The 19,168-nt window shown below is 65.0% G+C and carries 16 protein-coding genes; 9 read left to right on the top strand and 7 right to left on the bottom strand.

The features are described from left to right. The first annotated feature begins 19 nt into the window (after positions 1-19). Positions 20-1,528, top strand: coding sequence for an aldehyde dehydrogenase family protein (locus tag FJ546_RS18095; RefSeq protein ID WP_140890581.1), 1,509 nt, complete (start codon positions 20-22; stop codon positions 1,526-1,528). Between the two features lie 39 nt (positions 1,529-1,567). Here the strand turns inward: FJ546_RS18095 and FJ546_RS18090 are convergent, their stop codons facing one another. The 5 genes from FJ546_RS18090 to FJ546_RS18070 form a co-directional block, all read right to left on the bottom strand. Beyond that, entirely contained in the window at positions 1,568-3,634 is a 2,067-nt protein-coding gene (locus FJ546_RS18090) for a 3-hydroxyacyl-CoA dehydrogenase NAD-binding domain-containing protein (protein ID WP_140890580.1), read from the bottom strand. A 149-nt stretch (positions 3,635-3,783) separates the two neighbouring features. Next, positions 3,784-4,731, bottom strand: coding sequence for an ABC transporter permease (locus FJ546_RS18085; RefSeq protein WP_140890579.1), 948 nt, complete (start codon positions 4,729-4,731; stop codon positions 3,784-3,786). Positions 4,732-4,734: 3 nt separating this feature from the next. Further along, complete coding sequence (locus FJ546_RS18080; RefSeq protein ID WP_181167981.1) at positions 4,735-5,715, bottom strand: ABC transporter permease; 981 nt, start codon at positions 5,713-5,715, stop codon at positions 4,735-4,737. A gap of 1 nt (position 5,716) precedes the next feature. Beyond that, complete coding sequence (locus FJ546_RS18075; RefSeq protein ID WP_140890577.1) at positions 5,717-7,186, bottom strand: sugar ABC transporter ATP-binding protein; 1,470 nt, start codon at positions 7,184-7,186, stop codon at positions 5,717-5,719. A 49-nt stretch (positions 7,187-7,235) separates the two neighbouring features. Then, on the bottom strand, positions 7,236-8,249 hold the full coding sequence (locus tag FJ546_RS18070; protein ID WP_140890576.1) for an ABC transporter substrate-binding protein: 1,014 nt from the start codon (positions 8,247-8,249) through the stop codon (positions 7,236-7,238). Between the two features lie 209 nt (positions 8,250-8,458). On the opposite strand from FJ546_RS18070, the gene FJ546_RS18065 reads away from it, so the two are divergent. The 8 genes from FJ546_RS18065 (at position 8,459) to FJ546_RS18025 (ending at position 17,805) form a co-directional block, all read left to right on the top strand. Further along, positions 8,459-10,876: a glucan 1,4-alpha-glucosidase gene (locus FJ546_RS18065; protein WP_140890575.1), complete on the top strand. Its 2,418-nt coding sequence runs from the start codon at positions 8,459-8,461 to the stop codon at positions 10,874-10,876. Between the two features lie 48 nt (positions 10,877-10,924). Beyond that, complete coding sequence (gene gnd / locus FJ546_RS18060; protein WP_140890574.1) at positions 10,925-11,941, top strand: phosphogluconate dehydrogenase (NAD(+)-dependent, decarboxylating); 1,017 nt, start codon at positions 10,925-10,927, stop codon at positions 11,939-11,941. A gap of 22 nt (positions 11,942-11,963) precedes the next feature. Continuing rightward, positions 11,964-13,340 carry a glucose-6-phosphate dehydrogenase gene (gene zwf / locus FJ546_RS18055; protein WP_095774739.1) on the top strand — a complete coding sequence of 459 codons (1,377 nt, stop codon included), beginning with the start codon at positions 11,964-11,966 and terminating at the stop codon, positions 13,338-13,340. A 14-nt stretch (positions 13,341-13,354) separates the two neighbouring features. Continuing rightward, a complete protein-coding gene (locus FJ546_RS18050) occupies positions 13,355-14,059 on the top strand; it encodes an ROK family protein (protein ID WP_140890573.1) in 705 nt (234 codons plus the stop codon). A gap of 212 nt (positions 14,060-14,271) precedes the next feature. After that, on the top strand, positions 14,272-14,727 hold the full coding sequence (locus tag FJ546_RS18045; protein WP_140890572.1) for a MucR family transcriptional regulator: 456 nt from the start codon (positions 14,272-14,274) through the stop codon (positions 14,725-14,727). 122 nt (positions 14,728-14,849) lie between these two features. Continuing rightward, the gene (locus FJ546_RS18040; RefSeq protein ID WP_140890571.1) at positions 14,850-15,950 is read left to right on the top strand and encodes an aminotransferase class I/II-fold pyridoxal phosphate-dependent enzyme; all 1,101 of its coding nucleotides are present in this window, start codon (positions 14,850-14,852) and stop codon (positions 15,948-15,950) included. A 259-nt stretch (positions 15,951-16,209) separates the two neighbouring features. Continuing rightward, a complete protein-coding gene (locus FJ546_RS18030) occupies positions 16,210-17,448 on the top strand; it encodes an MFS transporter (RefSeq protein ID WP_140890569.1) in 1,239 nt (412 codons plus the stop codon). Between the two features lie 48 nt (positions 17,449-17,496). Beyond that, the gene (locus tag FJ546_RS18025) at positions 17,497-17,805 is read left to right on the top strand and encodes an NIPSNAP family protein (RefSeq protein WP_140890568.1); all 309 of its coding nucleotides are present in this window, start codon (positions 17,497-17,499) and stop codon (positions 17,803-17,805) included. 139 nt (positions 17,806-17,944) lie between these two features. Here the strand turns inward: FJ546_RS18025 and FJ546_RS18020 are convergent, their stop codons facing one another. Together FJ546_RS18020 and FJ546_RS18015 are read right to left on the bottom strand one after the other, a co-directional pair. Next, positions 17,945-18,661, bottom strand: coding sequence for a glutamine amidotransferase (locus tag FJ546_RS18020; RefSeq protein ID WP_140890567.1), 717 nt, complete (start codon positions 18,659-18,661; stop codon positions 17,945-17,947). Positions 18,662-18,679: 18 nt separating this feature from the next. Beyond that, on the bottom strand, positions 18,680-19,159 hold the full coding sequence (locus FJ546_RS18015; protein ID WP_140890566.1) for a TerB family tellurite resistance protein: 480 nt from the start codon (positions 19,157-19,159) through the stop codon (positions 18,680-18,682). Positions 19,160-19,168 lie beyond the last annotated feature (9 nt).

Genomic DNA, 19,168 nt, shown 5'->3' with positions numbered 1-19,168 from the left:
CGGATCTGAGAGGATGTTCATGCACTTCTCCCCTGACCGGCCGACCTTCTTCGTCAATCCGGACTACCGGCCGATGGCCGGTGCAAACAAACCGGTGATCGATCCGGCCACGCTGGAAACGGTCGGCGCCATCGCCGCGGCCAGCGACGGCGAAATCGATGCCGTGCTCGCCGCCGCGACCGGGGCGCAGGCCGCCTGGAAAAGGCTCGATGCCAAGAGCCGGGCGAAGCACCTGCATGCCGTAGCCAATACCATCGAGGCTGCCGATTTCACGCGCTGCGCCGAGCTGATGGTACGCGAGATGGGCAAGCCCTATCCGGAAGCCATCGGCGAGATCGCCAATTGCGCGCCGATCTTCCGCTACTATGCCGAGATGGCGCGCGACGACGCCGGCAAGATCGCCGGCACGACGCAGGCCGGTTCGTTCCAATATGCGCGCTACGAGCCCTATGGCGTCTCCGTCCACATCATGCCCTACAATTTTCCGATCCTGTTGATGTGCTGGACGGTGGCCGCTTCGCTTGCCGCGGGCAATGCCTGCATCGTCAAGCCGGCCGAGGCGACGACGCTGTCGACCCTGGACTACATGGCCGTGTTCGGCTCGCTGCCGGCGGGCTTGGTCTCCTGCCTGCCCGGCGGAGCCGCGACCGCCCAGGCGCTGATCACATCCGACCGCACCCATGCGGTTGCCTTCACCGGCTCGGTCGCCGCCGGCAAGGCGGTGGCCGTCGCCTGCGCCGAGCGCATGAAGCCTTGCGTCATCGAGGCCGGCGGCAGCGACCCGCTGATCATCAGCGAACACGCGCCGCTGGAGGTCGCCGCGGCCGGCAGCGTCACCGCCGCCTTCCATCTCACAGGCCAGGTCTGCACTTCGGCCGAGCGCTTCTTCGTCGTCGATGCCGTGCATGACCGCTTCGTCGAGTTGTTTGCCGAAAGGACACGCGCGCTGCGCATCGGCAACGGCATGGACAAGACCGAGATCGGCCCCCTGGTCAGCGAAGCGGCTCGAGCCAAGGTCATGCGTCTTGTCGATGACGCCATTGCCCATGGCGCCAAGGCCGTCACCGGCGGGCGCATCCCGCCGTCGCACGACACCGGCTGGTTCTACGAACCGACGATCCTGACCGGCGTCACCCCGGGCATGGCGATCGTGCGCGAAGAGTGTTTTGGGCCGGTCGCGGCCATCTGCCGGGTGAAGGATTTCGACGAGGCGATCCGGCTTGCCAATGACAGCCCGTTCGGGCTCGGCGCCTCGGTGTTCACCACCGACCTCGCCGAAGCGCATGAAGCGGCCGAACGGCTCGAGGCCGGCATGGTCTGGGTCAACAACCCGCTGATCGACAATGACGCCCTGCCCTTCGGCGGCTGGAAGGCGTCAGGCCTCGGCCGCGAACTGGGACGGCAGGGGCTCGATGCCTTCCGTCGTTCCAAGATGGTCATCATCGACCACAGACCGGCGATCCAGGACTGGTGGTATCCCTACCCCGACAGCTGGTTCCGCGAGACCGGGGGCCGCAAGCACGTGTGAGGGAATGGCGCGCGGCAACACCGCGCGGCTCGACAAGGTTTACGCCTCGGCCTTCCAGGAGCCGGTCTCGGCCATCCGCTTCAGCAGCGGGGCCGGCTTGAACACGTCCTTGCCGGTCCGCTGGTGCCACTGGTCGAGCCGTTCGACGATCTTTGCCGGCCCTTCGAGACCGGCCCAGAACATCGGGCCACCCTTGCCGATGGGAAAACCGTAGCCATTGGCCCAGACGACATCGATGTCGGAGGCACGGACCGCGATCTTCTCTTCGAGGATTTTCGCTCCCTCATTGACCAGGGGATAGAGTGTGCGCTCGATGATTTCTTCCGCGCTGATCGCGCGCGGCGCAACGCCCTTTTCAGCAGCCTTGTCGCGGATCAGCGCCTCGACCTCCGGATCTGGGAGGCCCGCCCTTGCGCCGGCTTCATAGAGATAGAAACCCCGACCGGTCTTCTGGCCGAAACGCCCCAGTTCGCACAGCGTGTCGGCGATGACGGCCGTCAGGCCGCGCGCCTTGCGGTTGCGCCAGCCAATGTCGAGGCCGGCGAGATCGCCCATCTGGAACGGCCCCATCGGCCAGCCGAAATCGGTGAAGACCTTGTCGATCTGGCTGGGTGTCGCGCCCTCGAGCAGCAGCGCTTCCGATTCAGAGCCGCGCGCGGCCAGCATGCGGTTGCCGACGAAGCCGTGACAGACGCCGACGACGACCGCCACCTTGCCGATCCGCCGCGCGAGATCGACCACCGTCGCCAGCGCATCCGGCGCGGTCCTGTCGGCCCGCACGATCTCCAGGAGCTTCATGACATTGGCCGGCGAGAAGAAATGCAGGCCGAGCACATCCTGCGGCCGCGAGATCGAGCCGGCGATTTCATTGATGTCGAGATAGGAGGTGTTGGTGGCGAGGATGGCGCCCGGCTTGGCGATAGCATCCAGCTTGCCGAAAACCTGCTTTTTCACCGCCATGTCCTCGAACACCGCCTCGATGATCAGGTCGCAATCGGCAAGATCGGCATAGTCGGTCGAGCCCTCGAACTGGGCGAGCCGCTGACGCTTGGCGTCTTCGGTCAGGGAACCGCGCGAAACGGAGACGGCATAGTTCTTCTCGATCATGCCCAGCCCGCGCTGCAGCGGTTCCGCGCTGGTTTCCAGCAAGGTGACCGAAAAACCGCCATTGGCGAAGGCCATGGCGATGCCGCCGCCCATGGTGCCGGCGCCGATGACGCCGACGCGGGCGGTCCTGCGCTTGGGCGTGTCCTTGCCGGGAAGCTTTGCCGCCTCGCGTTCGGCGAAGAACAGGTGCCGTTGCGCCCGCGACTGATCGCTGGCGACCAGTTTCGCGAACAGCGCGCGCTCCGCCGCCAGCGCCTCGTCGAAAGGCAGCGTGAGGGCGTTGCGCACGGCTTGCGCGCAGGCGACCGGTGCTTCCAGCCCGCGCGCTTTCCTGGCGAGGTCCGCCGCCTCGGCGTCGAAAGCCGCCAGATCGGTTTCCCCAAGCCCGTCATTGCGATCGCGCACCGGCGTGAACGGACCACCCTTGCGGGCGATTTCCCGGGCGAAGTTCACGGCATGCGTGACCAGATCACCCTCGAAGACAGCGTCAACGAGACCGGCTTCATGCGCCTCATTCGCGCCGATCGGCGTGCCGGAAACGATCATCTTCAGCGCCTTCGCCGCGCCGACAACACGCGGCAGCCGCACCGTGCCGCCACCGCCCGGCAGCAAGCCGAGCTTCACCTCGGGCAGGCCGAGCCTGGCGCCGGCATCGGCAACGCGGAAATGACAGCCGAGCGCCAGTTCCAGCCCGCCGCCGAGCGCGGTGCCGTGGATGGCGGCGACCGTCGGTTTGGCGATGGTTTCCAGCATCGCAACGATGGCGCGCAGATCAGGCTGCTGCACCGGCTTGCCGAATTCGGTGATGTCGGCGCCGGCGACAAAAGTCCGCCCGGCGCAGGCAATCACGATGGCCGAGACCGAAGCGTCATCGCGCAAGTCGACAAGCGCCTGCATCAGCGGCTCGCGGACATGGAAACTCAGCGCATTGACCGGCGGATTGTCGATGGTGACGATGGCGACGCCATTCTCGTTCACGACGCTGACAGAATTGGACAAGCAGAGCCCTCCCGGGACCGACTGAGATCGCGGAAGGGTTTACTAGGCCGCGCCGCGAATGGGAACCCGCCGTTGGGCTGGCCCAACGTTTGGCGGCGTGACGGGCTGCCCCAGGAGGTTGCGGTCGGCCAGACGCTCGGGAACGGCGATCACCGCACCGCCTTTTCCCCGCCTGCCGCCGTAATCACCCCGACGATGATCAGCCCCGTCAGCAGCAGGCGAACGCCGGCGCTGACCCCGAATGTGTTGAGCATGGTGAGCAGCAGCACCAGAAACAGCGCCGCGCCCCACACGCCGGGAACATTGGCCTTGCCGCCGGCCACCGACGTGCCGCCGATGACGACGACGGCGATCGAGGCGAGCAGATATTCATTGCCGATATCGACATTGGCGCCGCGGAAATAGCCGGCGAGCAGCGCACCGTCGATGCCGCCGAGCGCGCCCGACAGCGTATAGGTGAGGAAGCGGATGCGCCCGACATTGACGCCGGCGAGCCACGCGGCGCGGATATTCTGGCCGATCGCCAGCACCGAGCGGCCATAGATCATCCGCTGCAGGGCGATGGCCGCGCCGATGGTGAACAGCACGGTCAGCACCGCCAGCACGGGAATGCCCAGGATCTGCCAGTTGGTGAAATCGGCGAAGCCGGGCGGCGGCTTGATCTGCAGCCCACGCCCATAGCTGATGTCGATCGACTGGATGATGAAGCTCGCCGACAAGGTGGCGATGATCGGCGGAATGCGCAGCGCCCAGATCAGCAGATAGTTGACCGCGCCGATCGCCGCGCCGCAGGCGAGCGCCGCCAGCAGGCCTGCCACGATCATGGAATCGCTGCCGGCCATCACTTTCATGGCGACCGCGCTGGCGAGCCCGATGTTGGCCGGCAGCGACAGGTCGACATTGCCGGGCCCAAGCGTGATGACGAACATCTGGCCGACACCGACGATGACGGTGAACACCGCGAGCGACAACGCCGCCGTGACCATGCCGCCGGCGCCGTAGCCGCCGGTGAAGGCGATCGTCGCCAGCCACACGACCAGCGCGCCGAGGAACGACCATACCCAGGGTTTGCCGGCCAGCGATCTAACCAGGACCATCGCTTACCTCTCCCTGCGGCTGATCAGCACCCGCGCCGCCAGCACGATGATCAGGATGGCGCCGTTGGCGGCCACCTGCCAGTCCGGCGGAATGTGCATGAAGGTGAGCAGCGGCGAGGCGGCCAGCGCCAGTGTCAGCGCGCCGATCACCGCGCCAATCGGCGACACCCGGCCGCCGACGAATTCGCCGCCGCCGAGGATGACGCCGGCGATCGACAGCAGCGTATAGCCATTGCCGATATTGGCATCTGCCGAGGTGGTGATGCCGATCAGCGCCATGCCCGACAGCACGCCGAACAGGCCGGCCAGCGCGAACAGCACGATCTTGGTCCTGAGCAGCGACCAGCCGGCGCGCTTGAGCGCGGCCGCATTGCCGCCGGAGCCGCGCAGGATCACGCCATAGGAGGTGCGCATCAGGCCGAAATGGACGACGAGGCCGATCAGCAGCGCCGCGATGATCGGGAACGGCACGAAGGGCGGCTTGAACGACATGATCGCCAGCAGCCAGTCCGGCGCCTTGCCGCCGGGCTTGGGCAGGACGAGGATGGCGAGCCCCTGCCAGACGAAACTCATGCCGAGCGTCACCACGATCGACGGCAGATTGCGCAGGTGGATCAGCGCGCCGAGCAGCGCATAGACGCCGATCGAGCCAAGCAGGATGGCGACGCCGATGAGCGGCGCGTCCTTCAGCCAGGTCGCGGTGACGCAGCCGACGAAACCGACGAAGGTGCCGATCGACAGATCGAGCTCATTGCCTGAAATGACGAACATCTGCGCGATCGTCGCCAGCGCGATCGGGATCGCCAGGTTCAGCATCAGGCTGAAGCCGAAATAGCTGATGGCGCGCGGGTTGAGCCAGGCGATGGCGAGCAGCACCAATGCCAGCGACAGCGCCGGCAGCAGCCCGCGCAGCAGGCGGGCACGAGCCAGCGCGCCACGCTCGGCCGAACTCCTGGCAGTGGCGTCGAGGCTGGCGGCGGTCATCTCAAGCCGCATCGCCGAACGAGGACTGGATGATCTTCTCTTCGGTCAATTCGTCGCGACCCAGATTGGCGACGATGCGGCCGTTCTTGAAAACATAGACATGGTCGCAATTGTCGAGTTCCTCGGTTTCCGTGGTGTACCAGAGGAACGTGCGGCCGCGGCCAGCCTCCTCGCGCACGAGGTCGTAGACTTCCAGTTTGGTGCCGATATCGACGCCGCGCATCGGATCGTCCATCAGCACGATCTGGGCATCCGAGCCGAGCGCGCGGGCAAACAGCGCCTTCTGCTGGTTGCCGCCCGACAGCGAGAAGATGTTGTTGTTCATGTCGGGCGTGCGGATGCCGATCTTCTTCTGCCAGAACTGGGCCAACTCGGCCTCGCGCCGCGGCGAGATCAGCAGCCCGTTGCGCAAGCGCGCCAGCGAGCGGATGCCGATGTTTTCTGCGATCGACCATTGCGGGAAAATGCCGTCCGACTGGCGGTCGCCGGCGACCAGCGCCACCGGCGCGGTCACTTCGATGCCGGTCCTGGCGCGGGAAGCAGCAGCGAAGATCGCCAGCAACAGGTCGGTCTGGCCATGTCCCGCCAGCCCGGCAAGGCCGATGATCTCGCCGGCGCGGGCGACAAGGTCGGCGCCGTCCTTCTGCGCGGCGGGACGCGCCCGCACCCGCAACGGACCGTCAGCCGGCTTGGCCGCGGCAATCTCGGCGGCGATCTTCTGGCGCGCTTCGGCCCCGCCCATGGCCGTCACCAACCGGTCGCGGTCGAAGGCATTCGCCGCATCGGCGACGACCACCTTGCCGTCGCGCATCACCACGATGCGGTCGGCATTCCTGAGCACCTCGCCCAGAACATGCGAGATCAGGATGCAGCTCTTGCCGCCGGCGATGAAGCGGCGCACGAAGGCCAGAAGTTGCCCCGCAGTATGCGCGTCGAGCGACGAAGTCGGCTCGTCGAGGATGACGAGGTCGAGCCTGTCCTGCGTCACCGTGAAGGCGCGCGCCACCTCGACCATCTGGCGCCGGCCGATCGACAGGTCGCCGACAATGTCCCAGGCCGAAATGCGGTGATCGGGAAAGATCTCGTCAAGCTTGGCGGTGATCAGCGCGGCCGCCTTGCGCCGCCAGCCGAGGCCCGAGAGCGAGGCGTGGTTGATGCGCGTGTTTTCGGCGACGCTGAGATTGGGGCACAGCGACAGTTCCTGGAACACGCAGCGTATGCCGAGCTTTTGCGCCCGCGACACCGAGTAGTTGTCCTCGATGCCGCCATGCACGCCGATCTGGCCGTTGTCGGGCGTGAGCGTGCCCGCCACCATGTGCATCAGCGTCGATTTGCCGGCGCCGTTGTGGCCGACCAGGCCGACGCATTCGCCGGGCCGGACATGGAAGTCCACGCCGCCCAGCGCGCGAACGGCGCCGAAATGTTTTTCGGCGCCGTTCAGTCTGATGATGTCAGCGTTCCCTTCAGGCATGCCTAGATATATCCGCGCGATGGTACGAAGGGCAACGCAAGCGCGACATTCACTTGATGTTGGCCTTGATCGCCGCGAGGGCGTCTTCCTGCGTGTATTCGTGGGTAGCGACGCCGCCTTCCTTGATCTTCGGCAGGGCTGCCTCGAAGTCGTCCTGGGTGAAGGCCAGATACGGCACCAGCAGGTCGTGCGGAATGTCCTTGCGGCCATCGAGCACCTGCTGCGCCACCCAGAAGGCGAGCGACGACACGCCGGGCGCGATCGAAGCCGACCAGGTCTTGTAGCCGTCCTTGTCCTTCTGTTCCTTCCACCACTTCAATTCGTCCTGCCGGTTGCCCATGATGATGGTCGGGCGCGGCTTGCCGGCGGCGGCGAAAGCCTGTGCGGCGCCATAGCCGTCACCACCCTGGTCGACGATACCGACGATTTCGGGCAATGAGGGCAGGATGGTCGCGACGGCTTTCTGCGCCGTCGTCTGATCCCAGTCGCCGGTCACCGAGCCGACGATCTTGAACTCGGGATGCGCGGCGACGCCTTCGAGGATGCCGGCATGGATGGCATCGTCGATCGAGGTGCCGGCCAGGCCACGGATTTCCAAAAGGTTCCCACCCTTGGGCTGGAACTTGGCCATCTGCTCGACTTCCTGCTTGCCCATGTCCTTGAAGTCGACGACGACGCGGTAGGCACAGGGCTCGGTCACGGTACCATCGAAGGAGACGACCGTGATGCCGGCGTCGCACGCCTGCTTGATGGCGCCGTTGAGGGCGTCCGGCGAGGCGGCGTTGATGACGATGGCGTCATAGCCCTGCAGGATCAGGTTCTGAACCTGTGCCGCCTGCGTCGGCACTTCCTTGTCGGCGGTGGTGAAGATGTCGGCCGCGCCGACGATCTTGTCGGCGACCGCCTTCTTGGTGACGATGCCGTAGCTGTCGAGCATCGCCTGCCGCCACGAATTGCCGGCGTAATTGTTCGAGAATGCGATCTTCTTGCCGCTGGTGTCGGCAAGTGCCGTGCCCGATGCGAGCATCGCGGCAAGAGCGCTCAGAGCTAACAGTTTCTTCATGTTCATACTCCTCCCAAGAGTTGCTGGTCGTGCGGATTTTAGGTGGAAAGTCGCGCCTGCGTTCCTGTTTTTTATCGATTGTCAGACAAATGAAGATGGCACAGCGGCCTGTCAACTGCAATCCGCAAAGCCTGCCGATCAACTTGCGGTGCGCCAATTGAAACGGCGTCGGTGGATGGGTAAGCCATGCGCACAGGAGGCCAACAGAGATGGCAGTGACGCCGATCGTTCCCCCGGGCGCGCCGGGCATTCCGGCGCGCTGGACGTCGAGCGCCAAGAGCGGCGTGGGGACGTCGCTTTCGCCGGCCGGCCACATCTGGTTCACCATCAGCCACGGCATCCTCAACGAAGTCTACTATCCGCGGCTCGACAGCGCCTGCACGCGCGATCTCGGCCTGATCGTCACCGGTCCCGGCGGCTATTTCTCGGAAGAGAAGCGCGATGCCGCGCATGAAATCGAGCCCTTCGAGGCCGGCGTGCCCGCCTACCGGCTGGTCAACACGGCCGGCGACGGCGCCTACCGCATCGAGAAGCGCATCCTCTGCGACCCGGCGCGGCCCGTGCTGCTGCAGGAAATCACCTTCGCGGCGCTTAAAGGTGCGCCCGACGATTACCGCGTCTACGCGCTTCTGGCGCCGCATCTGGTCAATGCCGGCATGGGCAACACCGCCTGGGTCGGCGACCACAAGGGAAAGCCCGTGCTGTTCGCTTCGGGCCGCGGCTCTTGCCTGGCGCTGGCCTCGTCGCTGCTTTGGCGGGACCGTTCAGCCGGCTATGTCGGCTTTTCCGACGGCTGGCGGCAACTCAATCATACCGGCATCCTTGATCCGGCTTGCCAGCGGGCAGAAGACGGCAATGTCGCACTGACCGGCGAGATCGGCTTTTCGCCGACCAAGACAAAAGCCGTGCTGGCGCTGGGTTTCGGCGCGACACCGGAAGAAGCCGCCGAAAATGCCTTCGCCAGCCTGAAGAGGGGCTTTGAGCCCACGGCCAAGGCCTATGTCCAGAATTGGCGCAAATGGCAGGCGGGACTGCTGCCGCTGGACCGGCACGCGGCATCCGGCATCAACACCTATCGCGCCTCGACCGCGGTTCTGGCGACGCACCGCTCCACCGCCATGCCGGGCGCGGCGGTCGCCAGCCTGTCCATCCCCTGGGGCTTCAACAAGGGTGACGACGACCTCGGCGGCTACCATCTGGTCTGGCCGCGCGATCTGGTCGAGACGGCGGGCGGCTTTCTCGCCGCCGGCGATGCCGGCTCGGCCTTGCAGATCCTTGAGTATCTGCGCTCCATCCAGCAGCCTGACGGACATTGGCCACAAAATGCCTGGCTCGACGGGTCGGCCTATTGGCCCGGCATCCAGATGGACGAATGTGCCTTCCCGCTGCTTCTGACCGATGCCCTGCATCGCGTGGGACACCTGCCCCGCGCCAGGCTTGCCGCTTTCCTGCCGATGATCGAGCGCGCCGCGACCTATGTCGTGCGCAATGGACCGGTCACCGGCGAGGATCGCTGGGAAGAGGATGCCGGCTACAGCCCGTTCACGCTGGCCGTGGAGATCGCGGCCCTGCTTGCCGCGGCCGACCTGCTCGATGCCTGCGGCAAGAAGGACGAAGCGATCTATCTGCGCGAGACATCGGATGGCTGGAACGACCAGGTCGAACGCTGGACCTACGCCACCGACACGGCCATCGGCAAGGCGGCCGGCGTCGAAGGCTATTATGTCCGCATCGCGCCGCCCGACAGCGCCGAGGCCGCCTCGCCGAAGGACGGCTATGTGCCGATCAAGAACCGGCCGCCCGGCGACGCGAACCGCCCGCCGCAGGAAATTGTCAGCCCGGACGCGCTGGCGCTGGTGCGCTTCGGCCTGAGGTCGGCTGATGACCCGCGCATCGTCGATACGGTCAAGGTGATCGACGCGCAGTTACGCTGCGCGCTGCCGCAAGGCCCGCTCTGGTATCGCTACAATGGCGACGGCTATGGCGAACACCAGGACGGCGCCCCTTTCGACGGCACCGGCCAGGGCCGGCCGTGGCCATTGCTCGCCGGCGAGCGCGCCCATTATGAACTGGCGGCGGGGCGCAAGGATAAGGCAGCCAATCTTCTGGCGGCATTGGAAGGTTCGGCCGAGCCCGGCGGCCTGCTGCCGGAACAGGTCTGGGACGGCGCCAACCTGCCCGAGCGCGAATTGCTGCGCGGCCGCCCCTCGGGTAGCGCCATGCCGCTGGTCTGGGCGCATTCCGAGCATATCAAGCTGCTGCGCTCGCTGCGCGACGGCGTTGTCTTCGACATGCCGCCGCAAGGCGTGAAGCGCTACATCGAGGGCAAGACCACATCGCCGTTCAAGACCTGGCGCTTCAACAACAAGATCCGCACGCTGCCCGAGGGCAAGACGCTGCGCATCGAATTGCTGGCCGCGGCCACGGTGCACTGGAGCAGCGACAATTGGGCAACCGCCCATGACAGCCAGACGGCGGACAATACCTTCGGCATCCATCTTGCCGATCTTCCCACCGCCAGCCTCCGCAGCGGAAGCACGCTGATCTTCACTTTTTTCTGGCCCGGAACCGGCGATTGGGAGAATGTCGACTTCTCCGTCACATCAGGCGAGCGGGATAGCGGCTAGATCCTTCCTCGATAAACCCAGAAAATCTCTAGGAAACAGGACGAAACCATGCAGATCGGAATGATGGGACTGGGCCGGATGGGCGCCAACATGGTGCGGCGCCTGATGCGCGACGGCCATGAATGCGTCGTCTACGACATCAACCCGGCAAGCGTCGCGGCCCTGGTGAGCGACGGTGCGCTTGGCGCGGCATCGCTGACGGAATTCGTCGGCAAGCTCGCCAAGCCGCGCTGTGTCTGGCTGATGCTGCCGGCGGCGATCACCGGCAAAATCATCGATCAGGCCTCGGCCCTGATGGAGCCCGGCGACATCGTCATCGACGGCGGCAATTCCTACTATCACGACGCCGTCGACCAGGCGGCGAAACTGGCCACCAAGAGCATCCATCTTGTCGATGTCGGCACCAGTGGCGGTGTCTGGGGCCTCGAGCGCGGCTACTGCCTGATGATCGGCGGTCCCGACGTTGCGGTGCAGCACCTCGATTCGATCTTCGCCACGCTGGCACCCGGCGCCGATGCCGGCGCGCCGGCTCCCGACAAGGCCGCCGGCACCGCGCCCTTCGGCTACCTGCATTGCGGGCCGAGCGGCGCCGGCCACTTCGTCAAGATGGTGCACAACGGCATCGAGTATGGCGTCATGGCCGCCTATGCCGAAGGCATGAACATCCTGAAGTCGGCCAATGCCGGCAAGCGGCAACGCACGGCCGACGCCGAGACCAGCCCGCTGGAAAACCCGCAATATTATCAGTTCGACATCGATCTTCCGCAGGTGGCCGAGGTCTGGCGGCATGGCAGCGTCATCGGCTCCTGGCTGCTCGATCTCACCGCCGGCGCGCTGAAGAGCGACCCCGGCCTGGCGCAGTTCGGCGGCCAGGTTTCGGATTCGGGCGAAGGACGCTGGACGCTGAAGGCGGCGATCGACACCGGCGTGCCGGCGCCGGTGCTGTCCTCGGCGCTGTTCGACCGCTTCTCCTCGCAAGGCGAATCCGAATTCGCCGACAAGCTGTTGTCCGCCATGCGCTATGCCTTCGGCGGCCATGCCGAAAAGCCGAAGGCCGGCAAGTGACGCGGTCTGGGGAGACGCACGCATGAGCCAGGAACGGTCCGACACGCTGGTGCTCTTCGGCGCCACCGGCGACCTCGCCCACAAGAAGATATTTCCGGCCCTTTACCAGATGGTCGCCAAGGGCACGCTCACCGAACCGGTGATCGGCGTCGCCTTCGACGCCTGGGACATCAAGCAGTTGCAGGCCCGCGCCCGCGACGGCATCGTCAACGCCATCGGCAAGATCGACGAGAAGGTGTTCGCCAAATTCGCCTCGCTGCTGCGCTATGTCAGCGGCGACTACCGCGATCCGGCCACCTTCGAGAAGCTGAAGACCGCGCTTGGCACCGCCCAGCGGCCGCTCCACTACATGGCGGTGCCGCCGACCATGTTCGAGACTGTCGTGCAAGGGTTGGAGCAGTCGGGCACCGCGCGTGGCGCGCGGCTGATGGTGGAAAAGCCGTTCGGCCATGATCTGCAGTCGGCGCGCTGGCTGAACCGCGTGCTGCATCTGGTGTTCGACGAGCAGTCGATCTTCCGCATCGACCACTATCTCGGCAAGGAAGCGATCCAGAACCTGCTTTATTTCCGCTTCGCCAATTCCTTTCTCGAGCCGATCTGGAACCGCAATTTCGTCGAGAGCGTACAGATCACCATGGCCGAGGATTTCGGCGTCGAGGGCCGCGGCCGCTTCTATGACGACGTCGGCTGCATCAGGGATGTCATCGAGAACCATCTGCTCAACATCCTCTTGCTGCTGGCCATGGAGCCGCCGGTCGGCCGCTCCGCCGATGACCTGATCGACGAGAAGGTGCAGGTTCTCAGGGCGATTCGGACGCTGACAAAAGACGATGTCGTGCGCGGCCAGTTCACCGGCTATCTCGCCGAGCCCGGCGTGAAGCCGAATTCGCCGGTCGAGACCTTCGCGGCGGTGCGCTTCTTCGTCGACACCTGGCGCTGGCAGGATGTGCCTTTCTTCATCCGCGCCGGCAAGAACATGCCGGTGCATGTCACGGAAGTGGTGGTGCGGCTGAAGCGCCCGCCGCTCGACGTCTTCGACCCGATCAAGCCCGCCGACCAGAACTACGTGCGTTTCCGCATCGACCCGCAAGTGGTGATCGCCATCGGCGCGCAGCGCAAGGCGCCCGGCGACGACATGGTCGGCGAGCAGGTGGAGCTCACGGCGCTCGACGATAGCAAGGCCGACATGCCGCCTTACGAGCGCCTGATCGGCGACGCCATGAACGGCAATGGCCAGCTCTTCACCCGCCAGGACGCGGCCGAGCTTGCCTGGCGCATTGTCGGGCCGGTGCTCGGCGACACCACGCCGCCGCATCTCTATGAGCCGAAGACATGGGGGCCGGCCGACGCCATGGCCGGCTTCGGGCCGCCCAATGGCTGGATCGACCCGGTGGCATGAGCGGAGGAGAGACGATGGCCAAGGCGGTGAAGCAGGCGGCACCGGACGCCGGGCAGATCGTGCTTTCGATCGACATTGGCGGCTCGCACGTCAAGATCCTGACCAGCGCCGGCGGCGCCGAGCGCCGGGACGATTCCGGCCCGGGCCTGACGCCGCAGCAGATGATCGACAAGGTGAAGAAGCTCGCCGAGGGCCTGTCCTACGACGTCATCTCGATGGGCTATCCCGGCCCGGTGCGTCACAACAAGCCGGTGCTCGATCCCAAGAATCTCGGCAAGGGCTGGGCCGGCTTCGATTTCGACGCGCAGTTCGGCAAGCCGGTCAAGGTGGTCAACGATGCGCTGATGCAGGCCATCGGCAGCTATGAAGGCGGGCGCATGCTGTTCCTCGGGCTGGGAACCGGCCTCGGTGCGGCGATGGTCTTCGACAATGTCGGCCAGCCGATGGAGCTCGCGCATCTTCCTTACAGGAAAGGCCGGAGTTTCGAGGACTATGTCGGCGAGCGCGGCCTGGAAAAGCACGGCAAGAAGAAGTGGCGCAAATACGTCTTCGACGTCGTCACCCGGCTGCGCGCCGCCCTGCAGCCAGACTATGTCATCATTGGCGGCGGCAATGTCGACAAGCTCGACGAGTTGCCGGCCGAGGCCAGGCGCGGTGACAACACACGCGCCTTCGAAGGCGGATTTCGTCTGTGGCGAGACAAGGCGCTGATTGTCTGATATTATTACTGTTTAGTATAGTTGTTCAAAATAACGTGTGACGCCGCGCTTAATCATTGCGTTGCGCAGATTTGCCGACTAGGAATTTCGCGCACTGACCCGCGCGCTCCACTGGATACGCTTGAAGACCGTTCAGCATTTTTTGTTTTGTGCCTCGTCCTTTCGAAAGCGATCCCCATTTTCGAGCCTGTGCACCATAGACGGAGGAAACATTGACCGACGATAGCAACGACGCTCGCATCGACCTTCTCGAGCTGACCGCCCACATCGTATCCGCCTACGTTGAAAAGAACCGCCTGCCCGCCTCCGGCCTGGCCGACCTCATCGCCAGCGTCGCCACCTCGATCGGCGGGCTCGGCAAGCCGGCGGTGCCGGTGGCGGCCCCCCTGGTTCCCGCGGTCAACCCGAAGAAGTCGGTGACGCCGGATTTCATCATCTGCCTCGAAGACGGCAAGAAGTTCAAATCGCTGAAGCGCCATCTCGGCGTGCATTTTGGCCTGACGCCGGACGCCTACCGCGCCAAATGGGGCCTGCCCTCGGACTATCCGATGGTTGCTCCCAACTATGCGGCCTCGCGCTCGCAACTGGCGAAGTCCATCGGACTCGGCCGCAAGGTCGAGGTGGCGCCTGTCAAGGCCAAGGGCCGCAGGGCGAAGGTTTCGGCCTGAGCATTCAGGCCTGAGCCAATATTTAGGACGACTGGAACAGAAGCCTGCCGGCGAAACCGCCTTGGCAGGCTTCCTGCTTTTGTGGCTTGGATAGACCAGACAAAGGTCATGTGGGGGAAGCCATGAACTACACCAGGATGGTGATCGAGAAGGAGGCGCCGGAGGAGTACGGCTACGACCGCATCCGCTTCAACCTCTCCGAGAGCTCGATCGCCGACCAGAAGCTCTCCGACATCGGCCTGTCGCTGCCTGACCTCACGCTGTTCTATGGCGAGCATCGCGGCGACAAGGACTTGCGTGCGCTGATCGCGGCGCAGGATGCCGTCATCTCGCCTGACGATGTGCTGGTCACCGCCGGTGCCGCCGGGGCGCTGTTCATCATCTCGACATCGCTGCTGTCGGCGAGCGACCATCTCGTCGTCATCCCGCCCAACTACGCCACCAATATCGAAACCCCACGCGCGATCGGCTGCGCCATCAGCTTTGTCGACCTCGCCTTCGAGGACGGCTTTGCCATCGACGTCGAGGCCATCAAGGCGGCGATGCGGCCGAACACCAGGTTGATCAGCGTTACGTGCCCGCACAACCCGACAGGCACGATGATGGGCCAGGCCGATCTCGACGCGCTGGTAGCGCTCGCGGAAAGCCGCAACTGCCATCTGCTGGTCGACGAGACCTATCGCGATCTTTCCTATGGCCGGCGCCTGCCGTCAGCGGCCTCGCTCAGCGCGAAGGCAATCAGCGTCGCGTCGCTGTCGAAGGCCTTCGGCATTCCAGGCATCCGCATCGGCTGGCTGATCACCAGGGATCCAGCGCTACAGGAGACGTTCCTTGCCGCCAAGGAACAGATCGGCATCTGCGGCAGCGTCATCGACGAAGGCATCGCGCGCGGCATGCTCGAGCGCCGGGACGCCTTCCTGGGAGCGCTACTGCCCGAAATGGCGAAGCGTCGAGACATCGTCCAGGCCTGGATCGACCGCGAACCGCTGGTCGACTGGGTGCGGCCCGAAGGCGGTGTCGTCGGCTTCCCGCGCCTCAACGTCGAACCCGGCTTCGATCTCGACCGCTTCTATGTGAACCTGCTGGAAAACCATGGCACCTATGTCGGGCCCGGCCACTGGTTCGACATGGAAAAGCGCTTCTTCCGCGTCGGCTTCGGCTGGCCGACGGAGGTCGAGTTGCGAGGCGGGCTCGACGCCATTTCGGCAGCACTTCGGCAGTAACGTCCTTGTGCGACGGACGCAACGGGGTGAAAATCCCTTGATCCAGTGCTGATTTTCGCGCACATCGCGCATCGAACTTTGCTAGACGTTCCATTGGTCGGACCAGCGCCCATCCGGGAAGAGCCCCGCCGGCATCGCATCGGCCCGAAAATCCACTCCGATTTTCGGAAAGCACGATGCGAAACCAAACAGTGTTGGAGCGTACTTTGTGCGTCCAATTGGACGTCGCTCCAATGCCATCGCAACGGGGCCTTTATTCATGACATCCCTGCAGACTTCACCTGAGCAGCGTTACGCTGCCTTCCGGCACAAGGCTTTCCTCAGCTACTGGACGGCGCGCTTTCTCACCACTTTCGCGACCATGATCGTCTCCGTCGCCGTCGGCTGGCAGGTCTATGATTTGACTCGCGATCCCTTCGACCTCGGCATTGTCGGCATCGTCCAGTTCCTGCCGTCCCTGCTTCTGGTGTTGGTCACCGGCGTCGTCGCCGACCGCTTCGGACGCCGGCTGATCATGGCGCTGTCGACGGTGATCGAGGGCATATGCGCCCTCATTCTGCTGGTCCTGACGCTGCGCGGTCTCGCCAGCCCGCTGCCGATCTTCGCCGTGCTCGCGATGTTCGGCACGGCGCGCGCCTTTTTCGGCCCGGCCTCATCCTCGCTGTTCGCCAATCTGGTGCCGCCGGAGGATTTCGGCAACGCGATTGCCTGGAACTCGTCCGCCTGGCAGACGGCGACCATCGTTGGACCGGTTGCCGGCGGCCTGCTCTACGGCGTTTCTCCGGAGGTCGCATACGCAGTCGCCGCCATCCTGATGCTGGCTGCCGCCCTTTTGATTTTCACCATTCCCAGGCCCGCCCAGCGGACCGCCACCGACAAGCCTTCCATGGAGACGCTGTTTGCCGGCTTCCGCTACATCTGGAGCGAGAAGATCGTGCTTGGCGCCATCTCGCTCGACCTGTTCGCCGTGCTTCTCTCCGGCGCCTCGGCGTTGCTGCCGGTCTATGCGCGCGACATCCTGCAGCTCGGCCCGTGGGGCCTCGGGCTGCTGCGTTCGGCGCCGGGCATCGGCGCCATCTGCGTGGCGGTGTGGCTCGCCGGGCACCCGATCCGCAACCATGCCGGTGTGATCATGCTCGGCTTCGTCGCTGCATTCGGCGCCTCCACCGTGCTGTTTGGACTGTCCACCCTCACCTGGCTGTCGATCGTCGCATTGGCCCTCCTCGGCGCCACCGACATGTTCAGCGTCTATATCAGGGAGACGCTGATCCAGCTGTGGACGCCGGACGAGGTGCGCGGCCGCGTCAACGCCGTCAACCAGGTTTTCGTCGGCGCGTCCAACGAGGTCGGCGAATTCCGTGCCGGCACCATGGCGGCGCTGATCGGCACCGTGCCGGCCGTCGTGATCGGCGGCGTCGGCGCCATCGCGGTCGCCGGCCTGTGGGCCTATCTGTTCCCGCAATTGCGCAAGGTTCGCCACCTCGACGGGCGCAACTGACGCTCACCGATGGTCGGCAAGATACATCACCCTGTCACAGGAAATCCCATGATCACCTGCTACCTGAAATATGTCATCGACCCTTACAAGCTTGCCGAGTTTGAAGAATATGGCCGCCGCTGGATCGGTCTGGTCAATCGCCTCGGCGGAAACCATCATGGCTATTTCCTACCGAGCGAAGGAGCCAACAATATCGCCTATGCCATGTTCAGCTTTCCGAGCCTTGCCGACTATGAGGACTATCGCAAGCGGATGGCGTCCGACCCGGAATGCCAGGATGTGTTTGAAGCGGAAAAACGCAATCGCAGCATTCTGAGCTATGAGCGCAGCTTCATGCGGCCGGTGCTCGAATCCTAGAGTAATTCCAGGAGAAGTGCGGGCGGTTTTCCCGGGAAAAGCGCATAGCGCTTTCCCTTGGGAATTGCGTAAAAACAAAGAGTTAGAAATTGCAGGAAAACGCGAAACAGTTCCGCCCGGAATTGCGAAACGGACGGAGCTATCGCACTGCCGGCCTGCCGAACACCATGCGCAGGAATTCGTCCAGCCAGCGCTTCAGATGCATGTCCCAGATCAGCCGGCCGCCGAGGTGATCGCGGCCGGGCTGCGCGCCCGGCAATTCGAAGCGATGCGCGCCGCGCACCACCCAGCGCTGCATCATCACGCGGGTCAGTTCGCCATGGAACTGGATGCCCCAGGCATTGTCGCCATAGCGAAAAGCCTGGTTGGGGTAGGTCTCGGCCGTCGCCAGCAGCGTCGCGTCGCTGGGCAGGGAAAAGCCCTCGCGGTGGAACTGGTAGACCATTTCCGGCCAGTGCATGAGGTTCCTGCCGGCCTCGGTCGCCTTGATCGGATACCAGCCGATCTCGACCAGCCCTTCGCCGTGGCCCTCGACCTTGCCGCCGAGATGGTTGACCAGCATCTGCGCACCAAGGCAGATGCCGAGGCACGGCCGGTTTTCCCTGAGCGGGATTTCCAGCCAGTTGGTCTCGCGGCGAACGAACTCGTCTTCGTCATTGGCGCTCATCGGTCCGCCGAACACCACCGTGCCGGCATGGCCGTCCAGCGTCTCCGGCAAGGCGTCGCCGAGCGGCGGCCGACGGATGTCGAGCTCGAAACCCTCTTCGATGAGCATATGGCCGACGCGTCCGGGGCTCGAATTCTCCTGGTGCAGCACGATCAGGATTTTTGGCTTCGAGCTCGTCGCGCGCGGCATCGTCAGGCGGGATCCCGTCTATTCGTCGCTGGATGTTCCACGGGCACCCGGCGCGTGCGCCGCCACCTTGCGGCGCGCCTCGACCCGGTCGTGGCGTTCGACGCCAATCAGTTCGGCGACGCGCCACACCGTATTGTCCTCGAGCTCGTGCAGCTCGCCATCGGCATAGACGATCTCCCACATCAGGCCGATGAAGGCCTTGCGCCCGTCCGCGTCGAGATGGCGCTTGAGCACGCTGGTGAAGGCATAGAGGTCGATCGCCTCATTGTCGGCCCGCTCACCGGCAGCGGCGAGCGCTTCGAGTTCGGCGCCGCTGATCGAGTAGCTCTCGGAGAGCACGGCCTTGAACCGCTCCCATTCGACATCCTGGCGCACGCCGTCGGCATTCATCACATGGTAGAGCAGCGCCGAGGCGGCAACGCGCGGATCGTCCGTGCTGGTATGCGCGCCGGCGCCGGCCGGCAAATCCCTGAGAAACGACAGAACGCGTTCGAACATCAATCCAAT

It is taken from the genome of Mesorhizobium sp. B2-4-19, assembly GCF_006441315.1.
Lineage (GTDB): Bacteria > Pseudomonadota > Alphaproteobacteria > Rhizobiales > Rhizobiaceae > Mesorhizobium.
This window is presented reverse-complemented; position numbering and strand designations above follow the sequence as displayed.